General features: G+C 61.8%; 16 protein-coding genes and 1 pseudogene. 9 read left to right on the top strand and 8 right to left on the bottom strand.

Features of this window, described 5'->3' with window-relative positions; genetic code table 11:
• The first annotated feature begins 66 nt into the window (after positions 1 to 66).
• Positions 67 to 2,817, top strand: a complete 2,751-nt coding sequence (gene gyrA / locus B5M07_RS09715; protein WP_120351155.1) for a DNA gyrase subunit A — start codon at positions 67 to 69, stop codon at positions 2,815 to 2,817.
• 125 nt (positions 2,818 to 2,942) lie between these two features.
• Here the strand turns inward: gyrA and B5M07_RS19435 are convergent, their stop codons facing one another.
• The 4 genes from B5M07_RS19435 to B5M07_RS09730 all read right to left on the bottom strand — a co-directional run bounded on the left by B5M07_RS19435 (position 2,943) and on the right by B5M07_RS09730 (position 7,095).
• Positions 2,943 to 3,275: a hypothetical protein gene (locus B5M07_RS19435; protein WP_132443330.1), complete on the bottom strand. Its 333-nt coding sequence runs from the start codon at positions 3,273 to 3,275 to the stop codon at positions 2,943 to 2,945.
• 162 nt (positions 3,276 to 3,437) lie between these two features.
• Positions 3,438 to 4,919 (bottom strand): carboxypeptidase M32, encoded by a 1,482-nt coding sequence (locus B5M07_RS09720; RefSeq protein WP_120351156.1) that lies wholly within the window; start codon positions 4,917 to 4,919, stop codon positions 3,438 to 3,440.
• A gap of 3 nt (positions 4,920 to 4,922) precedes the next feature.
• Positions 4,923 to 6,068, bottom strand: a complete 1,146-nt coding sequence (gene ctaA, locus B5M07_RS09725; protein ID WP_120351157.1) for a heme A synthase — start codon at positions 6,066 to 6,068, stop codon at positions 4,923 to 4,925.
• A 262-nt stretch (positions 6,069 to 6,330) separates the two neighbouring features.
• Positions 6,331 to 7,095: an RNA methyltransferase gene (locus tag B5M07_RS09730; RefSeq protein ID WP_120351158.1), complete on the bottom strand. Its 765-nt coding sequence runs from the start codon at positions 7,093 to 7,095 to the stop codon at positions 6,331 to 6,333.
• A 140-nt stretch (positions 7,096 to 7,235) separates the two neighbouring features.
• Here B5M07_RS09730 and B5M07_RS09735 point away from each other — a divergent pair, with 140 nt between their 5' ends.
• Complete coding sequence (locus B5M07_RS09735; RefSeq protein ID WP_067623812.1) at positions 7,236 to 7,859, top strand: thiamine phosphate synthase; 624 nt, start codon at positions 7,236 to 7,238, stop codon at positions 7,857 to 7,859.
• A 40-nt stretch (positions 7,860 to 7,899) separates the two neighbouring features.
• Here B5M07_RS09735 and B5M07_RS09740 read toward each other — a convergent pair whose 3' ends face one another.
• A complete protein-coding gene (locus B5M07_RS09740; RefSeq protein WP_120351159.1) occupies positions 7,900 to 9,045 on the bottom strand; it encodes a HupE/UreJ family protein in 1,146 nt (381 codons plus the stop codon).
• On the opposite strand from B5M07_RS09740, the gene B5M07_RS09745 reads away from it, so the two are divergent.
• The 4 genes from B5M07_RS09745 (at position 9,044) to B5M07_RS09760 (ending at position 12,564) form a co-directional block, all read left to right on the top strand.
• Entirely contained in the window at positions 9,044 to 9,871 is an 828-nt protein-coding gene (locus B5M07_RS09745) for a DUF4198 domain-containing protein (protein ID WP_120351160.1), read from the top strand. The two genes, B5M07_RS09740 and B5M07_RS09745, sit on opposite strands and share 2 nt — an antisense overlap.
• A 42-nt stretch (positions 9,872 to 9,913) precedes the next feature.
• Positions 9,914 to 10,798 (top strand): PfkB family carbohydrate kinase, encoded by an 885-nt coding sequence (locus B5M07_RS09750; protein WP_067623801.1) that lies wholly within the window; start codon positions 9,914 to 9,916, stop codon positions 10,796 to 10,798.
• A complete protein-coding gene (locus B5M07_RS09755) occupies positions 10,795 to 11,727 on the top strand; it encodes a pseudouridine-5'-phosphate glycosidase (protein WP_120351161.1) in 933 nt (310 codons plus the stop codon). The genes B5M07_RS09750 and B5M07_RS09755 overlap by 4 nt, the downstream gene beginning before the upstream one ends.
• Positions 11,728 to 11,811: 84 nt before the next feature.
• Positions 11,812 to 12,564 carry a DUF502 domain-containing protein gene (locus B5M07_RS09760; RefSeq protein WP_067262054.1) on the top strand — a complete coding sequence of 251 codons (753 nt, stop codon included), beginning with the start codon at positions 11,812 to 11,814 and terminating at the stop codon, positions 12,562 to 12,564.
• Here the strand turns inward: B5M07_RS09760 and B5M07_RS09765 are convergent.
• Both B5M07_RS09765 and B5M07_RS09770 read right to left on the bottom strand, forming a co-directional pair.
• Positions 12,544 to 13,578 (bottom strand): patatin-like phospholipase family protein, encoded by a 1,035-nt coding sequence (locus B5M07_RS09765; protein ID WP_120351162.1) that lies wholly within the window; start codon positions 13,576 to 13,578, stop codon positions 12,544 to 12,546. The two genes, B5M07_RS09760 and B5M07_RS09765, sit on opposite strands and share 21 nt — an antisense overlap.
• A gap of 5 nt (positions 13,579 to 13,583) precedes the next feature.
• Positions 13,584 to 14,369: a 3-hydroxybutyrate dehydrogenase gene (locus tag B5M07_RS09770; protein ID WP_120351163.1), complete on the bottom strand. Its 786-nt coding sequence runs from the start codon at positions 14,367 to 14,369 to the stop codon at positions 13,584 to 13,586.
• A gap of 401 nt (positions 14,370 to 14,770) precedes the next feature.
• On the opposite strand from B5M07_RS09770, the gene B5M07_RS09775 reads away from it, so the two are divergent.
• Positions 14,771 to 16,501: an extracellular solute-binding protein gene (locus tag B5M07_RS09775; protein WP_120352210.1), complete on the top strand. Its 1,731-nt coding sequence runs from the start codon at positions 14,771 to 14,773 to the stop codon at positions 16,499 to 16,501.
• Here B5M07_RS09775 and B5M07_RS09780 read toward each other — a convergent pair.
• The gene (locus tag B5M07_RS09780; protein ID WP_007119543.1) at positions 16,490 to 17,113 is read right to left on the bottom strand and encodes a helix-turn-helix domain-containing protein; all 624 of its coding nucleotides are present in this window, start codon (positions 17,111 to 17,113) and stop codon (positions 16,490 to 16,492) included. The two genes, B5M07_RS09775 and B5M07_RS09780, sit on opposite strands and share 12 nt — an antisense overlap.
• 102 nt (positions 17,114 to 17,215) lie before the next feature.
• Here B5M07_RS09780 and B5M07_RS09785 point away from each other — a divergent pair, with 102 nt between their 5' ends.
• The gene (locus B5M07_RS09785) at positions 17,216 to 17,860 is read left to right on the top strand and encodes a DsbA family oxidoreductase (RefSeq protein ID WP_067628143.1); all 645 of its coding nucleotides are present in this window, start codon (positions 17,216 to 17,218) and stop codon (positions 17,858 to 17,860) included.
• Positions 17,861 to 18,008: 148 nt separating this feature from the next.
• A pseudogene (locus tag B5M07_RS09790) lies at positions 18,009 to 19,215 on the top strand (multidrug effflux MFS transporter).
• Positions 19,216 to 19,222 lie beyond the last annotated feature (7 nt).

Below are 19,222 nucleotides of genomic sequence, written 5' to 3' on the forward strand. Positions count from 1 at the left end.
CTGATATGCCCCGTCTGCTATAGAAAACCCCAAGATATAGAACCATAAAAATGGTGGGCAAGATACGTGACCGATACGCCGGATACCCCTGAAAACGCAGACAAAAAGCCCATCTTTCACGGGCCGTCGGTAACCATCGAACACGAAATGCGCACGTCCTATCTGGACTACGCGATGAGCGTGATCGTCAGCCGCGCGATTCCCGATCTGCGCGATGGCCTGAAACCGGTGCACCGCCGCATCCTTTATGCGATGCATGAGACCGGCAACACTCATGAAAAAGCCTACCGCAAATCTGCCCGCCCGGTGGGCGATGTCATGGGCCAGTACCACCCGCATGGCGATAGTGCGATTTATGATGCGCTGGTGCGGATGGCGCAGGATTTCTCCATGTCGCTGCCGCTCTTGGACGGTCAGGGCAACTTCGGCTCGATGGACGGGGATAACCCGGCGGCAATGCGCTACACCGAGGTGCGCATGGACAAGCCTGCCGCCTATCTTTTGGCGGACATAGACAAGGAAACCGTTGATTTCCAAGACAACTACGACGGCAAGCAGCAGGAACCGACTGTCCTGCCCGCGCGCTTTCCCAACATGCTGGTCAATGGCGCGGGCGGTATCGCCGTCGGTATGGCGACCAACATCCCGCCGCACAACCTTGGTGAGGTGATCGACGCTTGCCTCGCGCTGATTGACGATCCGGACCTCACCTCTGAACAGTTGATTGACTACGTCCCCGGCCCCGATTTCCCGACAGGCGGCATCATGCTGGGCCGTTCCGGCGCACGCAAAGCCTACCTTGAGGGGCGTGGCAGCGTGGTGATCCGCGCCAAGACGCGGGTCGAAGAAATCCGCAAAGACCGTTGGGCCATCGTCATCGACGAGATCCCCTATCAGGTCAACAAAGCCACGATGATCGAAAAGATCGCCGAACAGGTCCGCGATAAGAAGATTGACGGCATCGCCCACGTTCAAGACGAAAGCGACCGCAACGGCGTGCGCGTGGTGGTCGAGCTGAAACGCGACGCGACTGCCGAAGTGGTAATGAACCAGCTTTACCGATTCACGCCGATGCAGACCTATTTCGGCTGCAACATGCTGGCCCTGAACGGGGGCCGCCCCGAACAGCTGACGCTGCGCAAGTTCCTCAGCTACTTCATCGACTTCCGCGAGGAAGTTGTCGCCCGCCGCACCGCCTATCTGCTGCGCAAGGCACGTGAACGCAGCCACATCCTTTGTGGTTTGGCCGTGGCCGTCACCAACATCGACGAGGTTGTCGCCACCATCCGCGCCTCTGCCGACGCGGCCGAGGCACGCGAAAAGCTGATGACCCGTCGCTGGCCCGCCGAAGACATCTTGCCCTATATCGCGTTGATCGACGATCCGACCCATACCGCGAATGACGATGGCACCTATAACCTTTCCGAGGCGCAGGCCCGCGCGATTCTTGAACTGCGTCTGCAGCGCCTGACCCAGATCGGCGTCAAGGAAGTCACCGACGAGCTGGAAGAGTTGGCCGGTAAGATCAAGGAATACCTCGAAATTCTCGGCTCCCGTGAGCGCATCCTCGGCATCATCTCGGACGAGCTGCGCGAGGTGCGCGAGCAATTCGCCGTGCCGCGCCGGACAGAGATCGTCGACTGGTCGGGCGACATGGACGACGAAGACCTCATTGCGCGCGAGGATATGGTCGTGACCGTGACTTCCGGCGGCTACATCAAACGCACGCCGCTGGCCGACTTCCGCGCGCAGCGTCGGGGCGGCAAGGGTGTTTCGGGCATGCAGACCAAGGAAGAGGATGTCGTCACCAACCTCTTCGTTGCCAATACCCATACGCAGCTTTTGTTCTTCACCACCGATGGCATGGTCTACAAGCTGAAGACATGGCGGCTGCCGCAGGGGGCCCGCACCGCCAAGGGCAAGGCCATCGTCAACATTCTGCCCATCCCCGCCGGGGTCTCCATCGCCGCGATTATGCCCGTGGACCGGGATGAGAAGGATTGGGACGACCTACAGGTGATCTTTGCCACCTCCGCCGGGACAGTGCGGCGCAACAAGCTGTCGGATTTCACCAATGTGAAGTCCAACGGCAAGATCGCGATGAAGTTCGAAGGCGAACACGAGGGCACCACGCTGATCAACGCGCGCATCGCCTCGAACGACGATGACGTGATGCTGGTCACCGACGCAGGCCGGGCAATCCGCTTCCCGGCGACCGACGTGCGCGTCTTCAATTCGCGCAACTCCGTCGGCGTGCGCGGCATCCGTTTGGGCGAAGATGACAACCTCGTCTCCATGTCCGTGATCCGGCACTTCGAGGCTAGCTCGGAAGAACGTGTCGCCTATCTTAAACAGCGCCGCTTGATGGCCGGGCTGACCGATGACGACAGCAGCGACGACGAGGAAGAGCAGGTACAAGCCGGGCAGCTCAGCACCGAACGCTATGCCGAAATGTCGGCAGCCGAAGATCTGATCCTGACGATCACCGCAAAGGGCGCGGGCAAGGTTTCCTCGGCTCATGATTACCCGGTCCGCGGCCGCGGCGGCATGGGTGTGACTGCTTGGACCAAGGCCATGGCCCATGGCCCTATCGTCGCCTGTTTCCCGGTGGAAATGTCCGATCAGGTGATGCTTGCGACCTCCAAAGGCCAGTCGATCCGCGTCCCGGTTGAGGGGATTTCTTTCCGCTCGCGCAGTGCAGGCGGTGTGAAGGTGTTCAGCACTGGCAAGAACGAAGAAGTCGTCAGCGTCGCTTGGATCGCCGATCAGGGCAACGAAGAAGACGAAGCCGAAGAAGGAAGCAGCGCCGCCGAATAATCGGCGGCCGCTCCGCCCCCTGCGCAAAACGTGGGGGGCGTTTTTTTTCGACAGACTATCCAGCAATAAAAAAACCCCCGCGCTATCAGCGCGGGGGTTTTTCCATCTTAAGCTTTCGTTAAGACTTAGTTGGTAGTCGTTGTTGTAGTCGAAGAGGACGAGCCCGACGCAATCGCAATCAGGACCAGAGCCGCACCGGCTGCAGCAGCGCCGCCACCCAGGCCAGCGCCCGCTTCGAAGAGACCAGCGCCATCAGCACGAACGCAAACACGCGCGGTGTTGCCGTCAACTGTTACTGGGTTCGGCTTACAGTTGTAGATGATGCCGTTAGCGCCCTGAACCTGAAGCGAATAGACGCTATCGTCCGATGCGCCAAGAACAGCTGCCTGTGTTGTCGTCTGGGCGAAAGCAGCACCCGAAAGAGCGATAGTCGCCGCCACCGTTGCAAGAATTTTCACGTCTAGGTACTCCTGTATCTCGTCAAATTTTAAACTCACTGCACCATCGCATATAAACGTGGGCAGCGCAAAGGCGAAATGTTAAGGCATAGTTAAGAACCAAAGCAGTGCCCGCTGTTTAAGCAACCCCGTCAACGCTCAATTGTTCCCGGTCTTGCATGCTTAAATATTGTACAAATCTTTGAACTTATTCTCCAGATAAGTCAGCAAAGGCGCCTCCGTCGGCGACTTTCCGCAAGCCCGCGCGATCACCTCTCGCGGCCCGTAGAGCCCGCCGTGCTGCTGCACCTTCTCGCGAAGCCATGCGGTGGCCGCGCTTGTATCTCCTTTTGCCAAGGCGTCATCAAGGTCAGGTACCGATTTCCGCAGCGCCTCATGAAGGCATCCCGCATAGACATTGCCGAGGCTGTAGGTTGGGAAATACCCCAATAGTCCGACGGACCAATGGACATCCTGCAAGACCCCGTTTGAGGGACGGTCAACCGCGTAGCCGAAATCGGCCTCGAACCGATCGTTCCATGCGGCCTCCAACCCGTCGACCTGCAGATCGCCCGACATCAGCGCCCGTTCAAGGTCGAACCGCAGCAGGACGTGAAGGTTATATTGCAGCTCGTCAGCCTCGGTCCGGATGAAGCCATCCGACACGCGGTTGACGATTCTGTAAAATGTCTCGGCATCCGGCACGCCAAAGTCGCCGTAGACAGCCGTCATCTCGCCATAGAGCCATCCGGTGAAGGCGCGGCTGCGGCCAATTTGATTCTCATAGATTCGGCTTTGGCTTTCATGCACCCCCATCGACACGCCCCGCCCTAGTGGGGTCAGCAGGTAGGCGCTGTCGATTCCCTGTTCATAGGCGGCGTGGCCAACCTCATGCACGGTGGAGTAAAAGCAGTTGAACGGGTCAAGCGCATTGGTCCTTGTGGTGATCCGGACGTCCAAACCCGAGCCCGATGAGAAAGGATGCACCGCCTTGTCGATCCGCCCGGTGGCCAGATCATAGCCAAAGCGCCGCGCCAGTTTGGCGGTCAGGGTCATCTGCGCCGCTTCGTCGAAAACCCCTTCAAGCACCGGCGGCGCTTCGGCCTCCCGCACGGCGGCGCGCAGTTCGGACAACTTTGGGCGCAGCGCGCCGAACATGGCTTCGAGGTCCGCCGCCGTGGTGCCGGGCTCATAGTCTTCTAGCATCGCGTCGTAGATACCGATATCGCGCCCCTCGGCCAGCGCGGCCCCCTCTTCCCGTTTGAGGGCGATCACTTCTTTCAAGGTCGGGGCGAAGGCCGCGAAATCGTCGGCGGCACGGGCCTCGGCCCATGTGCCTTGGGCGGCGGAGGTGACGCGGGCGATCCGCGCCGCCAGATCGGCGGGGACACGGGTCGCACGGTCAAAATCGCGTTTGATGTGGCGCAGATTGGCCTGACCCACCGCGTCCAGACCCGCCGTTTCGATACGGCCCAGCCAATCGGCGATACGCGGGTCGATCCTGCGGGCGTGCAGCACGCTTTCCATCGCCGCCATCTCCTCGCCCCGCTGGGGCGCGGCGCCGCGGGGCATGACCGTTTCTTGGTCCCAGCCGAGCCGCCCCGCGACCTGCGCCAACGCTTCGGTCTCGCGCTGAAAGGCCATCAAATCGTCATATGCAGTCATGTCTCAGCCTCTCAGCGATGTGGCGACGGGATAGGCCGCAAGGAAACGCGCCCGCAGGATCAACACCCAGAGCAGAACGGCAAGCGCCTGATGCGCCAGCGCCAGATGCACCGGAGCGGCATAAAGCACCGTGGTGATGCCCAGAACCACCTGCAAGGCCAGCGCCGCCATCACCGCATTAAACGCAAAGCGCGTCCGCGCATGGGCCGAACGGCGACCGCGCAGCCAGACGACCACGCCGAATGCAAAGAGCAGATAGCCCGCCATCCGGTGCATGAATTGCACCAGCCCGGGATTTTCAAAGAAGTTGCGCCATGTGGGCGTGATATCGAAAGCCTCTGGCGGGAAGAACTGCCCCTGCATCAGCGGCCAATCGACGAAATAGCGCCCTGCATCAATGCCCGCGACCAAGGCACCCAGCAGGATCTGCAACGCTGCGAAATGCAACAAGCCGGTGGCCATGCCGAACTGCTTGGCCTCCTTGGCGCGGCGGGCCTGAATCAGGTCGCGTTCGCTGCGGCCCAACAAGAGCACATACCATGTGATAAATCCGAGGATGACAAAGGCGAGGCCGAGATGGGTCGCCAAACGGTAAGAGGCCACATCCGTCACCCCCTGCCCGCTGGTCACCCCCGAGGCGACCATCCACCAGCCAATCGCCCCCTGCGCGCCGCCCAATGCACCGATGAAAAGCAGGCGCTTGTTCCAGCCTACAGGAATTTGACGCCGAAGCAGGAAGTAGAGAAAGCCCAAAACCCAGACGAGGCCAATCACCCGGCCAAGTTGCCGATGCCCCCATTCCCACCAATAGATGCTTTTGAAATCAGAGAGTTCCATCCACGAGTTCTGGACCTGAAACTCGTCGATCTGCTTGTATTTATTGAACTCAGACTGCCACTCGGCCTCAGTCATCGGTGGCAGGGCACCGGTTACGGGGCGCCATTCGGTGATGCTAAGCCCAGAGTCGGTCAGCCGCGTCAGCCCGCCCACGGCGATCATGACAAAGACCAGCGCGAAGAGGATCATCAGCCAAATCCGGATCGGGCCGCGTGCGCCGCCACGGCCCTTGTCGATGCCGCCGGTTTGCACCGGGGCACGGCTGGGTTGGTCGGTGCCGACCTCTTCGAAAAGTTTGCGTTTTTCCGCCATGGCGCGCCTCATTTTCCGTTTGGATGCAGTGGTATGCCATGGGCGGGGAAAGGTCTAGCGGGGTGAGTTATGTTGCCGCATGTGCCGAGGGCCATCGCCTGCCCGAGGGGTGGCGAACCGACGGGTCCCGTCATGCCACTTTATGGTTCAAGCTTGGTGCATCTAATCTAAGGCGCGGCACATTTTGGCAAAATCGCCTCCCCGTGGGGCGGGCAGGCGATGGCCCGGCGCCTGTGGCCTGATTCCGGGCCGGGGGCTTCGCTCAGCCCTTCTCTTTCCACCGGACCATTTGCCGCAGAACGCCATGCAGCATCTGCACATCCGCTCGGGTCAGCGGCATCCGCGACCACATGTTGCGCAGGTTCAGCTTCATCGACGCCGTTTTGTGCTCGGGGTAGAAGAACCCCGCCTCTTCCAACCGTTCCTCGTAATGCCGCGCCAGATGGTCGACCTCGGCCCCTTTGGCCCAGTCGGTGCCCGCCATCTCGGTCACCTCATGCGTCACTTCGCCCTGTGCGCGCATCCATTCATAGGACATCAAAAGCACACATTGCGCGAGGTTGAGCGAGGCGAATTTCGGGTTCACCGGAACCGAGACGATGGCGTTTGCCTGCGCGATATCCTCATTCTCAAGCCCGGCCCGCTCTGGCCCAAAAAGCACCGCAACCCGTTGGCCCGCCGCGATCTTTTCCGCGGCCAGCCGCATCGCCGCTTCGGGGCTGTAGACCGGCTTGGTCAGGTCGCGGCCGCGCGCGGTGGTGGCAAAGGTAAAATCGCAATCGCTGAGCGCGCCCGGCAGATCGTCGCAATGCTGCGCCTCATCCAACAGCCGCCCTGCGCCCGAGGCCATGGCCACGGCAGATTGGCTAGGCCAGCCGTCGCGCGGGGCCACGACGCGCATGTGATCAAGGCCGAAATTCCACATCGCGCGCGCCGCGGCGCCGATGTTCTCGCCCATCTGTGGGCGGACAAGCACGATGGCCGGGATCGGCGCAGGCTGGACGGAGTAGGATGTTGTCTGGGTCATGCGCGCCTCATAGCCCCTGCGCCGCACCACCGCAAGAAAGCCCGCGCCACAGACGCATATCCGTTTTCTTTTGCAGCGCCTTGCGCTAGTCAGACCTCCAGACCCGAGCAGGGCCCCAGACCCGATTAAGGACAATGACCATGGACGCGCCAGAACAGCCGCAGATTTACCTTATCACCCCACCCGAAGTTGAGCTGAGCCAATTCCCCGCGCAACTGGCCGCCGTGCTGGACGCGCATCCGGTCGCCTGTGTGCGGATGGCGCTATCAACCCGCGACGAAGACCGTCTGTCGCGCGCAGGTGACGCGCTGCGCGAAGTGACCCATGCGCGCGATGTGGCCTTGGTGATCTCGGATCACCTGCTGATGGTCGAAAAGCTCGGCCTTGACGGGGTACACCTGAGCGATGCCGCGCGCACCGTGCGCCATGCCCGCAAAGAACTGGGCGAAGATGCGATCGTCGGTTCTTTCTGCGGCACATCGCGGCACGAAGGGATGGCCGCTGGCGAAGCCGGGGCCGATTACGTCAGCTTTGGCCCCACCCAAGCCAGCACGCTTGGCGACGGAAGCTTTGCCGAAGCCGAATTGTTTCAATGGTGGTCCGAAGTGATCGAAGTGCCCGTCGTCGCCGAGGGCGCGCTGGACATCAATATGATCCGCGCCCTTGCCCCCCGGACCGACTTTTTCGGCATCGGGACCGAGATTTGGGACAAGGACGATCCGGTGGCCGAACTCGCCACCCTGATCGCCGCCATGCAGGGCTAAGCGGCCCTTGGGGCAGCCCGGTTAAGGGCTGCCCGCGTGCTTACAGAAATACCCGTTCGATGAACCAATAGGCCCCGACCGCCGCGATGACGCAGGAGGCGGGCACCGCGATGGCCCGGCGATACCAAACGCGCTTCATCGCCCAGCCGACCAGCACGAAGGCGATGGCGATCACCGCAAGCTGGCCCAGTTCCACCCCGATATTAAAGCCAATAAGCGCCGGGACGAATTGCCCCGCAGGCAGGCCAAAGTCCCCCAGCACCGAGGCAAAGCCGAGCCCGTGCAGCAGGCCGAAGCCAAAGATCACCAAGGGCCGCCAACGGTTCAGCGCAGAGTGAAAGATATTCTCGACCGCGACATAGGTGATCGACGCGGCGATCAGCGGCTCGACAATGGCACCGGGCACGTTGACCCAGCCCAGAGCACCAAGCGCAAGCGTGACCGTATGAGCCAGCGTGAAGGCGGTAACCTGCCAGATCAAAGGGCGCAGACGGGTCGACAGGAAGAACAGGCCCAAAACGAAAAGGATATGATCCAACCCTTTGGGCAGGATGTGGTCGAAACCGACCGGGATATAGCTGACGAAGGCTTGCCAACCGCTTTGCGCATCGCCGCCCGAGAGCGCGATCTCGGGGCTCGTCTCGCCGCCCGCCAGATAGCCGGTATAGGGGTCTTCCACCCCCTGCTGGCGCAGGACCAATGCGCCCGCGCCATCAGGCCAGGTCACCTGCACCTGCTCGGCTCCTGCGGGCACTGCCGCCTCCAGCCGCCAAAGACTGTCGCGCGGCAGTTCGGCGTCGATCCCCTCGGGCACCTCGATCATCACACTTTCCAAAGGCACGGCCGCGCCATTCACGCTGAGCAATGGCAGGCTGTTCCAGTTCGGCAGAAGCTCGGGCGCACGGGCCGCGATACGCGCGGCGGGCAGGCTGCGCAGCGCATCGTAATCGCCTGCATTCTCGGCATTGTCGGTGTCTTCGACAGTGTCGAGGTCGATCCCCGCCAGCAGGGCTTCGAGGTTAATCTCAAGCGCCAGCACCGCGCGCCCTTCGGCGACGGTCAGGTCCGCGATTGTCGGTTTGACCTCATGCGCCTGTACCGCAGCGCCTATGGAAAATACCATCGCGCTTGACATTAGCCCAAGCAATGCCAGCTTGGTTCTTAACAAAATGAAAGTTCGCTTCATGAAACTGACCCAGTTGTCCGCTATTATTTTCAGTATCTTACCGGCATTACCTGCCGTTGCCCATGAATACTGGCTGTCGCCGCTGAACTATCAAGTGGAAAGCGGTGAAAAGATCGCAGCCCATTTTCGCAATGGCGAAGAGTTTGTCGGATCGACCTTTCCCTATCTCCCCAACCGGCTCAATCGTTTTGAGATCGTGGTAGAGGGACAGGCCTATAATCTCTCTCCCCGTGCGGGCGACAACCCGGCACTGCAGGTCCCCGCACCGGGCCGGGATGGTCTGGTCGTTGTACTGGCCGAAACCACCCCCTCAAAGGTGATCTATGAGGAATGGGAGAAGTTCCTCTCATTTGCGGAACACAAAGATTTCCCAAAAGCCGAAGCCGATCACAGCGCCAACGGCTGGTCGCAGGAAAAAGTCGTGGAGAGCTATACACGCCACGTCAAAACACTGATCGCCACAGGTACGGGCGTTGGAGACGACGCCCCCACCGGCATGACCACCGAGTTTGTCGCCCTGACGAATCCCTATGACGCGGATTTTGACGGTCAGATGAAAGTCGCGCTTTTCTATCAGGATGAACCCCGCGCCGATGCCCAGATTGAGGTATTCGACCGCGCGCCGGATGACAGCGTGACCATCTCGCTCCACCGCACCGACGCGGCGGGCGAAGCGGTTATTCCAGTCACCGCAGGCCACGAATACCTCTTTGACGCCGTGGTGCTGCGCCCGGCAGCAGCGGCGCAAACGGGTGCCGGATACGATCCAGATCAGCCGGTCTGGGAAACGCTCTGGGCGGCGCTGACATTTGCGGTGCCACAATAACGCCGCTTGCGCGTGGGCAGATTTGGCGGCTAGAAGCGCCGCATGACAAAGACAGCTGACATCCTGTGCATTGGCTCCGTTCTTTGGGACGTGATCGGCCGCTCTGAAAACGCCATGCGCCAAGGCTCTGACATGCCGGGGCGCATCACCCGTTTGCCGGGCGGCGTGGCGCTGAACATCGGCATGGCCCTTGCGCGCTTTGGGCTGACACCCGCGCTGCTGTCCGCCGTGGGCCGCGATGCGGAGGGGGATGAGCTGATCGCCGCCTGCGCCCTGCGCGGATTGATCACCGATCACGTCTACCGCTCAGACGACCTGCCGACCGACCGCTATATGGCCGTCGAAGGGTCCAACGGGTTGATTGCCGCGATTGCCGATGCCCATTCGCTGGAAGCTGCGGGGGATAAAATTCTGCGCCCGCTGGAGGATGGCAGCCTGCCCGCCCCTTACGAAGGCGCCGTGGCGCTGGATGGCAACCTCACCGTCGAATTGCTCGCCCGGATGGCGCAAAGCCCGCTGTTGGCAAAGGCCGATCTGCGCGTGGCCCCCGCCTCTCCCGGCAAGGCGCTGCGGCTGACGCCTTTCCTTAAAGCGGGGCGCGGCACGCTTTATGTAAACCTCGAAGAAGCCGGGCTGCTGTGTCAGGCCAGCTTTGACGATTCCCCCTCCGCCGCCCGCGCTCTGCTGGCCCGCGGCGCGCGCCGTGCCGTGGTGACAGATGGCGGCAACCCCGCCACCGTGGGTCAAGGCGATGATATCATCACCCTCACCCCGCCCTCGGTCCATGTGGCCCGCGTGACGGGCGCAGGCGACACATTCATGGCCGCCCATGTGGCTGCCGAACTTGGCGGTGCCGTCGCGCAACCCGCCCTCAAGGCCGCACTTGACGCTGCTGCCCTTTACGTTTCCGGAGAGACCAAGATATGACCACCGCCCCTTCCGCCCTGCCCCTGACCTTCAGCGCCGAAGTGGCCAAGGCCCGCGAAAGCGGCGCACCGATCGTGGCGTTGGAAAGCACCATCATCACCCATGGCATGCCCTATCCGCAAAACCTCGAAGTGGCGCGGCAGGTTGAGCAGGACATCCGCGATGCCGAGGCCGTGCCTGCAACCATCGCCGTGATCCGTGGCGCGTTGCACATCGGTTTGGACGACGACCAGCTTAGCGATCTGGCGCAGGCCAAAGACGTGGCGAAACTTTCGCGCGCTGACATGGCCGTCTGCATCGCGTCGGGCGGCACAGGCGCCACCACTGTCGCCGCCACCATGATCGCCGCCAATCTTGCGGGCATCGAAGTCTTCGCCACCGGCGGCATCGGCGGCGTGCACAAAGGCGCGGAAGACAGCTTTGACATCTCCGCCGACCTGATGGAATTGGCGCAGACCCCCGTCACCGTGATCGCCGCGGGTGCCAAAGCCATTCTGGACGTCCCGAAAACGCTGGAAGTACTTGAGACCCAAGGCGTGCCGGTCATCACCGTGGGGCAAGACAGCTTCCCCGCCTTCTGGAGCGCAGGCTCCGAACTGCAATCGCCGTTGCGCCTTGACGATGCCGCAGCCCTTGCCAAAGCCCACCGCACCCGCGCCGCCATGGGGCTGCCCGGCGGGCAGCTTGTGGCCAATCCGATCCCCGCGGATGAGGAAATTCCTGCCGCCGAACTGGCCCCGATCATCGCGCAGGCCCAATCCGAGGCCGATGCGCAGGGTGTTAGCGGCAAGGGCGTGACCCCCTTCCTGCTGCAGCGTATTTTCGAACTGACCGAAGGCCGTTCGCTCACCGCCAATATCGCATTGGTGCGCAACAATGCCCGGCTGGGGGCCAAGATCGCCGCAAACCTCGTCAACCTGCCGCGCTAAAGGCGAAAAACACCGTCGAGCCATTGCCGGGCCGGGGCATACGCCTTAGCTATGTTGCGATTAACTCTTCGGAAAACGGCGCAGATGAACACACCTTTTGATCCCGACCCAACGCAGGTCCGGCGCAGCCTTGTCGCAAGGCTGCGCGCGTCTTTCCTGACCGGGTTGGTTGTGATTGCGCCCGTTGGGCTGACCATCTGGCTGATCTGGAGCGTGGTCGGCTGGATCGACGGTTTCGTGCTGCCATTGGTGCCCAAAGCCTACCATCCTGACCGCCTACTCCAAGATTTCCTTGGCCTTGACCCGTCGATGCAATTCAACGTGCGCGGCCTTGGGGTGGTGATCTTTTTGATCTTCACCGTCATGGTAGGCTGGGCTGCGAAAGGGCTGATCGGGCGTTCGATGATCCGTTTTGCCGAAAGTCTGGTGGAACGCACCCCCGTGGTGCGGACGATCTACTCCGGCATCAAACAGATCTCCGAGACGATCTTTGCCCAGTCCGAGCGGAGCTTTGAGACCGCCTGCCTGATCGAATACCCCCGGCGCGGCATCTGGGCGCTTGGCTTTATCTCGACCGAAGCCAAGGGAGAGGTCTTGGCCCGCACAAATGCAGGGGGCGAGATGCTCTCGGTCTTTCTACCGACCACACCAAACCCGACCTCAGGCTTTCTGCTCTTCCTGCCGCGCGAAGATGTGATCGAGCTCGACATGAGTGTCGAAGACGCGGCGAAGCTGGTGATCTCTGCCGGGCTGGTCTACCCGCCGCGCCCCGGTGCCGATCTGCCCGAGGCGCTGGCGCTGTCAGACCCCGAAAACTCAGCCGAACATCGCGGGTAGATCAACGCTGCTGCGTTGGTTCAGATCATCAAAGTGGTCCGTCAAGAACTGATCCGCCGCCGCCACACCCGCCTCATGCAGCGCCCTGATCACGGCTGGGTTCGGCATCAGCTTGGTGGCCACCGAAAGCTGCGCCATTAGCGCGTCATCGGCGATCATATGCATGTGGACCCGCTTCATCCGCCCCTCTGGCAAGGTGCCATCCGCGATCAGGCGCTGGACGAAATCAATCGCCCGCATCTCTCGCAAGAGGCTGGAATTAAAGCTGATTTCATTGATCCGGTTCTGGATTTGCTGGGGCGTTGTCGGCAGGTCTTCGCGCTCTAGCGGGTTGATGTTCACCACCACGATATCTTCGGGCAGGTCATCGCGGAACAGCGGAAACAGCGCCGGGTTCCCGGTATAGCCACCGTCCCAAAACGCTTCGCGTTGGCCGGTCTGGGCATCGTCAATCTCAACCGCCTTAAAGATCGTCGGCAGACAAGCCGAGGCCAGCAGCGCGGCAAGGCCGATCTCATCTCCCTCGAACACCCTGATCTTGCCGTTGCGCACCCGTGTGGCGCAGACAAAGAAAAACGGCGGCTTATGCGCGCCCACCTTGCCATAGTCGAACCGCGCCACGACATCTTCGAGCGGATTGCGATAGAACGGGCCGTAGGCATAGGGCGACACAACCCGCGTCAGCGAGTCTGAGATCGCCATAGGCAGGGAATATTCCATCGCCTGACTGAGCTTATCCAGCCCAAAAGGCGCCAGCCAATGCGACAGCCGCAGGTCGGAAATGCCCGACACCTGCGTCCAGAGCCAATCAAGGTTTTCCCGCGCGCCCTCGCGCCCGCCCGAGATCATGCCCGATTTCAGCGCCGCGCCATTCAGCGCCCCGGCAGACGTGCCGGAGATGCCGCAGATCTCAAGATCGTCCTGTTGCAACAGCCGATCCAACACCCCCCAAGTGAAAGCGCCATGCGCGCCGCCCCCTTGGAGGGCGAGGTTAATGCGTTTTTTGACCGCCACAGCGCTTACAACGCTGTCCAGCCGCCATCGACGCTGATGGTCGTGCCGGTGATCTGGGCCGCCGCGTCAGAGCAGAGAAACGTCGCCGTGCCGCCCATCTGCTCAACGGTTGCAAATTCACGCGAAGGCTGGCGCGTGAGCATGACCTGCTCGATCACCTCCTCGCGGCTCATGTCGTATTCCTTCATCGTGTCGGGGATCTGCTTCTCGACGATCGGGGTCAGCACATAACCCGGGCAAATCGCGTTGCAGGTGATCGGCTCTTTCGCCGTCTCCAGCGCCGTGGTCTTGCTGAGGCCGACAATCCCATGTTTTGCGGCGATATAGGCCGATTTATAGGGCGAGGCCGTCAAGCCATGCGCCGAGGCGATGTTGATCACCCGGCCCCACCCCGCCTTGCGCATCATCGGCAGTGCTTCGGCGGTGGTGTGAAAGGCCGACGACAGGTTAATCGCGATAATCGCATCCCATTTCTCGGCCGGAAACTCAGGGATCGGAGCCACGTGTTGGATGCCCGCATTGTTCACCAGGATGTCACAGGTCCCGGCTTCGGCGATCAAACGCCGACACTCCGCCCCCTTGGACATATCCGCCTTGATGTACCGGGCCGTTACGTTGCATTCCTCGGCCATCTGCTGCGCCAAAGCATGATCCGCTTCGTCATCGGTAAAAGAGTTCAACACGATATCGGCCCCGGCTCGCGCCAATTCCCAGGCGATGCCCAGTCCGATTCCAGAATTCGATCCGGTGATTACGGCTGTTTTGCCGGACAGGTCGATGGTGAAAGCCATGGCGCGTCTCCTTGTTCATGCTGCGACTGCATCATGTACTGCGGCGGCGGCAAAGGGAAAGGGTTTGCGCGCGAAACCGCCAAGGAAGGGAGGCGGCACGCAATAGGCCAAAAAAAACGCCCGCACGAGGCGGGCGTAAGTTATTGAGGCAGGTTTCATACAGGCAAGAAACCTATCGAGCAGTGACCTCTGTATACGCAATCTACGGCCACAATCCAAGCTAAAAGTTTGATAAGGCGGGAATCCGCGGGTATGGATTAACTCCAACAAAATAAGGGCAGATCGTGATTGTTTCAAAAATGAGCTGGGATTTTTTCTCGACAGCACGGGGCGTTGCGGCGCTTTCTTCACTGATTCTGCTCTCTGGCGCGGCTGGGGCGGCCCCTCAGCATGGAATCGCCATGTACGGCGACCCGGCCCTGCCCGCCGATTTTGCCGCCCTGCCTTATGTAAACCCCGAGGCCCCCAAGGGGGGCGAGATCGTTTTGGGCAATACCGGGGGATTCGACAGCCTTAACCCCTTCGTGCGCAAAGGCACCGCGCCTTGGCAGCTGCCGCATTTCACCCATGAGACTTTGATGGGGCGTTCATGGGACGAACCCTTTGCGCTTTATGGGCTGCTGGCCGAGACGATCGAAGTGCCCGATGACCGTTCGTGGGTTGAGTTCACCCTGCGCGAAGAGGCGCGGTTTTCCGACGGCAGCCCGGTCACGGTCGAGGATGTGATCTTTTCTTTCGATCTGCTGGGCACTGAGGGCCACCCCCGCTACCACGGGCTGCGCCAACAGATTGAAAGCATCGAACAGACCGGTCCGCGCAGCCTGCGGATGACCTTTGACAGCGACAACCGTGAGCTTGCCCTGCTCGCCGGGATGCGCCCCATCCTCAGCAAAGCGCAGTGGGAGGGGCAGGACTTTGCCAATGCCCCCTTGACCGAAATACCACTAGGAACGGGGCCCTACGTCATCAGCGACTATCAGGCGGGGCGCCATGTCACGCTGACGCGCAACCCTGACTACTGGGGCGCCGATGTCCCCTTTCGGCAAGGCACGCATAACTATGATGAAGTGAAAATCGACTTCTACGGCGATGCCAGCGTGTTGTTCGAGGCGTTCAAGGCGGGCCAAATTTCGGCCGTGCGCGAATTCAACGCCGAGACTTGGGCCACGCAATACGACTTCCCGGCGATCAGTCGGGGCGGGGTGGTGAAATCCAGCTTTCCGCACAGCAAACCCTCGGGCATGACGGGCTTTGTGATGAATTCCCGCCGCGCGCCCTTTGACGATTGGCGGGTGCGCGACGCGCTGATCTCGGCCTTTAACTTTGAGTATATCAACGAGACGCTGACTGGCGGTGCCCTGCCCCGGATCACCTCCTATTTCTCAAACTCCGACCTTGCCATGCGCGATGGCCCGGCGACGGGCCGGGTCTTTGACCTGCTGGCCGATTACGCCGACACGCTGCCGCCGGGCACGGTGGATGGCTATCGGCTGCCGGTGGCCGATGGCTCTGTCCGCAACCGCGCGGGCATCCGTGCCGCGATGCAGCAACTTAATGCCGCAGGCTATCAGGCCGACGGCGGCGTCATGCGCCGGGCGGATGGCACGCCGCTGACATTCACCATTCTTCTGTCGAAGGGAAGCCGTGAAAACCTAGCGATTGCAGAGCTTTACACGCAGGCGCTAAAGCGGCTCGGGATCACAGCGCAGATTGAAACGGTTGATGACGCGCAATTCGTGGCGCGTCAGAACGAATATGACTTCGACATGACCACCTTCCGCCGCGCCCTATCGCTCAGCCCCGGCACAGAGCAGCGGTTTTATTGGGGGTCAGAGGCCGCCGACCTGCCCGGCACACGCAACCTGATGGGCGTGCGCTCTCCGGCGGTGGATGCGATGATCAACCAGATGCTGCAGGCCCGCGAAACGGCGGATTTCGTCGCCGCCACCCGCGCGCTTGACCGTATCCTGACCGCCGGGCGCTATGTCATTCCGTTCTGGCAGTTCGACGAGGGGCTGATCGCCCATGACGCCCGCATGGCTTACCCAGACACGATCCCGCTATATGGCGACGGGCCGAACTTCATGCCCGAAGTCTGGTGGTGGAAACCGGCAGAGAATTCAGACCAGTGAGGTCACCCAGAGGATCGTCGCATCCTCATCGCTGAGCGAGACGACATTGTGCCCCATGGTGGCGTCGTAATAGGCGCTATCGCCCCGGCGCATGTCGACGGGTTCATAGAACTCGGTAAAGAGCCGCACCATGCCGGTCAGCACATAGAGGAATTCCTCGCCGTCATGGCGCACCCAGCCGTCGAACTCCTCCATCCGGCGCGCGCGGATGCGGGCACGGTAGGGCAGCATCTGTTTCTTGCGCAGGGCGTCGGCCAGCAGAACATGCTCATAGGTGCCGGTGGCCTTGGCCGCGCCCTCTTCGGCGCGGGTCACGGCCATGCGGCCGGTGATCTTTTCCCCCGCAGGCGGGGTGAACAACTGCGGCACCGTGATCTCCAACCCCACGGCGAGCTTTTTCAGCGCGTCATAGGTGGGCGACATCAGCCCGTTTTCGATCTTGCTAAGGGTTGAGCGCGCCAGCCCGGCCTGCCGCGCGGCCTGCTCCAACGTCCAGTTGCGCGCCTTGCGCAGTTCGCGCACCCGCGCACCAAGGTCGACCGGCGGGGCGGTCTCGCTCGCGCCGCTTTCGCGGGCGATCTGGATCATGGAACGGGGCGGCGTGTCTGTCATGGACCTGCTATAGCCGCGCCCAAAGGCGCTTGCAACGCTGCCCGCTTGCGATACCCGCCCCGGCCCGCTATGCCCGTTGCGCAGCAATAGATGGGGTTTACCATGGCCGAAGCGATCAAACTCGATATCATGTCAGACCCGATCTGCCCATGGTGCTATATCGGCAAGGCGCATCTGGACCGCGCATTGCAGGATCACCCCAACCATCCCTTCGCCATCGAATGGCACCCTTTCCAACTGAACCCCGAGATGCCGCGCGAGGGCATGGACCGTCGCGCCTATCTAGAAGGCAAGTTCGGCGGCAAAGAGGGCGCCGTACGCGCCTATGCACCGGTCGTAGAACATGCCGAAAAGGCCGGTCTGAACATCAACTTCGAGGCCATGCAGCGCACGCCCAACACGCTGGACGCGCACCGTCTGATCCATTGGGCCGGGATCGAAGGCCGCCAAACCGCCGCCGTCTCCGCGCTTTTCAAAGCCTATTTCGTCGAGGCCCGCGACATCGGCGATGCCGAAGTGCTGGCCGATATCGCCGATAGCATTGAGATGGACGCCGCCGTGGTCACCCGCTTGCTGAAATCCGATGTCGACGCGCAGGACATTCGCGACCGCGATGCCCATAGCCGCAAGATGGGGGTGAACTCCGTGCCGACGTTCATCATCGCGAATGCCCATGCGGTGCCGGGTGCACAGCCGCCCGAGCTATGGGCGCAGGTCATTGCCGATCTGACCAAGCAGCAGAGCTAAACAGGGCGGCAATCATTGCCAAGTTAAGCGTTCTCAATTATCGAGAGCGCAACCACAAGTTATTCCCTGAAGCCTGCCCAGACGGATCCGCCGTTCGGGACAATCGCCGGAGCGCGCGTTCGTGACCACCGAAAATCCAAAATTCTCCATGGGGCGGATCGAATTCGTCGCCCTCATCGCGATGATGACCGCCACCATCGCCTTTTCCATTGATGCGATGCTGCCCCGCCCTGCCCGAGATCGCGGCAGAACTCTCGCCCGAGATCGCCCACCGCGCCCCGCTGATCCTCACGTCCTTCGTGCTGGGCATGGGGTTGGGCACGTTCTTTAGCGGGCCGTTGTCGGATGCATTCGGGCGCCGCAACGTGGTCTTTGGCGGCGCGGCACTTTATTCGGTGTCGGCCTTCGTCGCATGGATGAGCAACTCACTGGAAGTCATGCTCGTGGCCCGTATCTTTCAGGGGCTCGGCGCTTCTGGCCCCCGCGTGGTGGCCGTGGCGATCATCCGTGACCTCTATGCCGGGCGCGAGATGGCGCGGATCATGTCGGTGGTGATGATGGTCTTCGCACTGGTGCCAGCAATGGCCCCGATGCTGGGCGCGGGGATCATTCACACAGCGGGCTGGCGCGCGATCTTCATCGCTTTCATGGCGTTTTCGATCATCTCGGTGGTCTGGATGGGCCTGCGCCTGCCCGAAACATTGCCGCGGGAAAACCGTCGGCCCCTGCGTGCGCGGCTGATCATCGGGGCAGTGCGCGAGTTGGTCGGACACCGCACGGTGCGCCTGTCGATCCTCGTGCAATCGCTGGCCTTGGCGATGCTATTTTCGATGATCATGCTGGTGCAGCCGATTTATGACACCGTCTATGGCCGGGGTGAAAGCTTCCCGCTCTGGTTCGGCGGCATCGCCGTTGTGGCGGCCAGCGCCAGCCTGATCAATGCGCTGCTGGTCGTGCGCTATGGCATGCGCCGATTGGTGAGCATCGCCTTTGGCTTTCAAATCCTGCTGTCGGGGGCCATGTATTTCCTGAACCTCGGCGCCCTGCCCGACCCTTACGGCTTTGCCGCCTTTGTGTTCTTCCAGACCTGCCTGTTCTTCCAAGCGGGGCTGACGCTGGGCAACCTTAATGCCATCGCGATGGAGCCGATGGGCCATATCGCGGGCATGGCCGCCTCGGTCGTGGGGGCGATTTCAACTGTGCTGGCCGCGCTCATCGCCTCGCCCGTGGGGTTGATGTTCGACGGCACGACCAAGCCATTGGCGCTGGCGATGCTGCTCATGGCCATCGGGGCTTACGCTCTGATGCTCTATATGGGGCGGATGGAAAACCGACAGCCGGCGGCGGCGGAATAACCGCCGC

It is taken from the genome of Sulfitobacter sp. D7 (assembly GCF_003611275.1).
Classification (GTDB): domain Bacteria; phylum Pseudomonadota; class Alphaproteobacteria; order Rhodobacterales; family Rhodobacteraceae; genus Sulfitobacter; species Sulfitobacter profundi.

Excerpts from the sequence above, each read along its gene's own strand:
- B5M07_RS09755 (WP_120351161.1), top strand. The coding sequence starts at position 10,795 with ATGACCACCGCCCCTTCCGCCCTGCCCCTGACCTTCAGCGCCGAAGTG.
- B5M07_RS09770 (WP_120351163.1), bottom strand. The coding sequence starts at position 14,369 with ATGGCTTTCACCATCGACCTGTCCGGCAAAACAGCCGTAATCACCGGA.
- B5M07_RS09720 (WP_120351156.1), bottom strand. The coding sequence starts at position 4,919 with ATGACTGCATATGACGATTTGATGGCCTTTCAGCGCGAGACCGAAGCG.
- B5M07_RS09730 (WP_120351158.1), bottom strand. The coding sequence starts at position 7,095 with ATGACCCAGACAACATCCTACTCCGTCCAGCCTGCGCCGATCCCGGCC.
- B5M07_RS09760 (WP_067262054.1), top strand. The coding sequence starts at position 11,812 with ATGAACACACCTTTTGATCCCGACCCAACGCAGGTCCGGCGCAGCCTT.
- B5M07_RS09745 (WP_120351160.1), top strand. The coding sequence starts at position 9,044 with ATGAAACTGACCCAGTTGTCCGCTATTATTTTCAGTATCTTACCGGCA.
- ctaA (WP_120351157.1), bottom strand. The coding sequence starts at position 6,068 with ATGGCGGAAAAACGCAAACTTTTCGAAGAGGTCGGCACCGACCAACCC.
- B5M07_RS09775 (WP_120352210.1), top strand. The coding sequence starts at position 14,771 with ATGTACGGCGACCCGGCCCTGCCCGCCGATTTTGCCGCCCTGCCTTAT.
- B5M07_RS09785 (WP_067628143.1), top strand. The coding sequence starts at position 17,216 with ATGGCCGAAGCGATCAAACTCGATATCATGTCAGACCCGATCTGCCCA.
- B5M07_RS09735 (WP_067623812.1), top strand. The coding sequence starts at position 7,236 with ATGGACGCGCCAGAACAGCCGCAGATTTACCTTATCACCCCACCCGAA.
- B5M07_RS09740 (WP_120351159.1), bottom strand. The coding sequence starts at position 9,045 with ATGAAGCGAACTTTCATTTTGTTAAGAACCAAGCTGGCATTGCTTGGG.
- B5M07_RS09780 (WP_007119543.1), bottom strand. The coding sequence starts at position 17,113 with ATGACAGACACGCCGCCCCGTTCCATGATCCAGATCGCCCGCGAAAGC.
- B5M07_RS09750 (WP_067623801.1), top strand. The coding sequence starts at position 9,914 with ATGACAAAGACAGCTGACATCCTGTGCATTGGCTCCGTTCTTTGGGAC.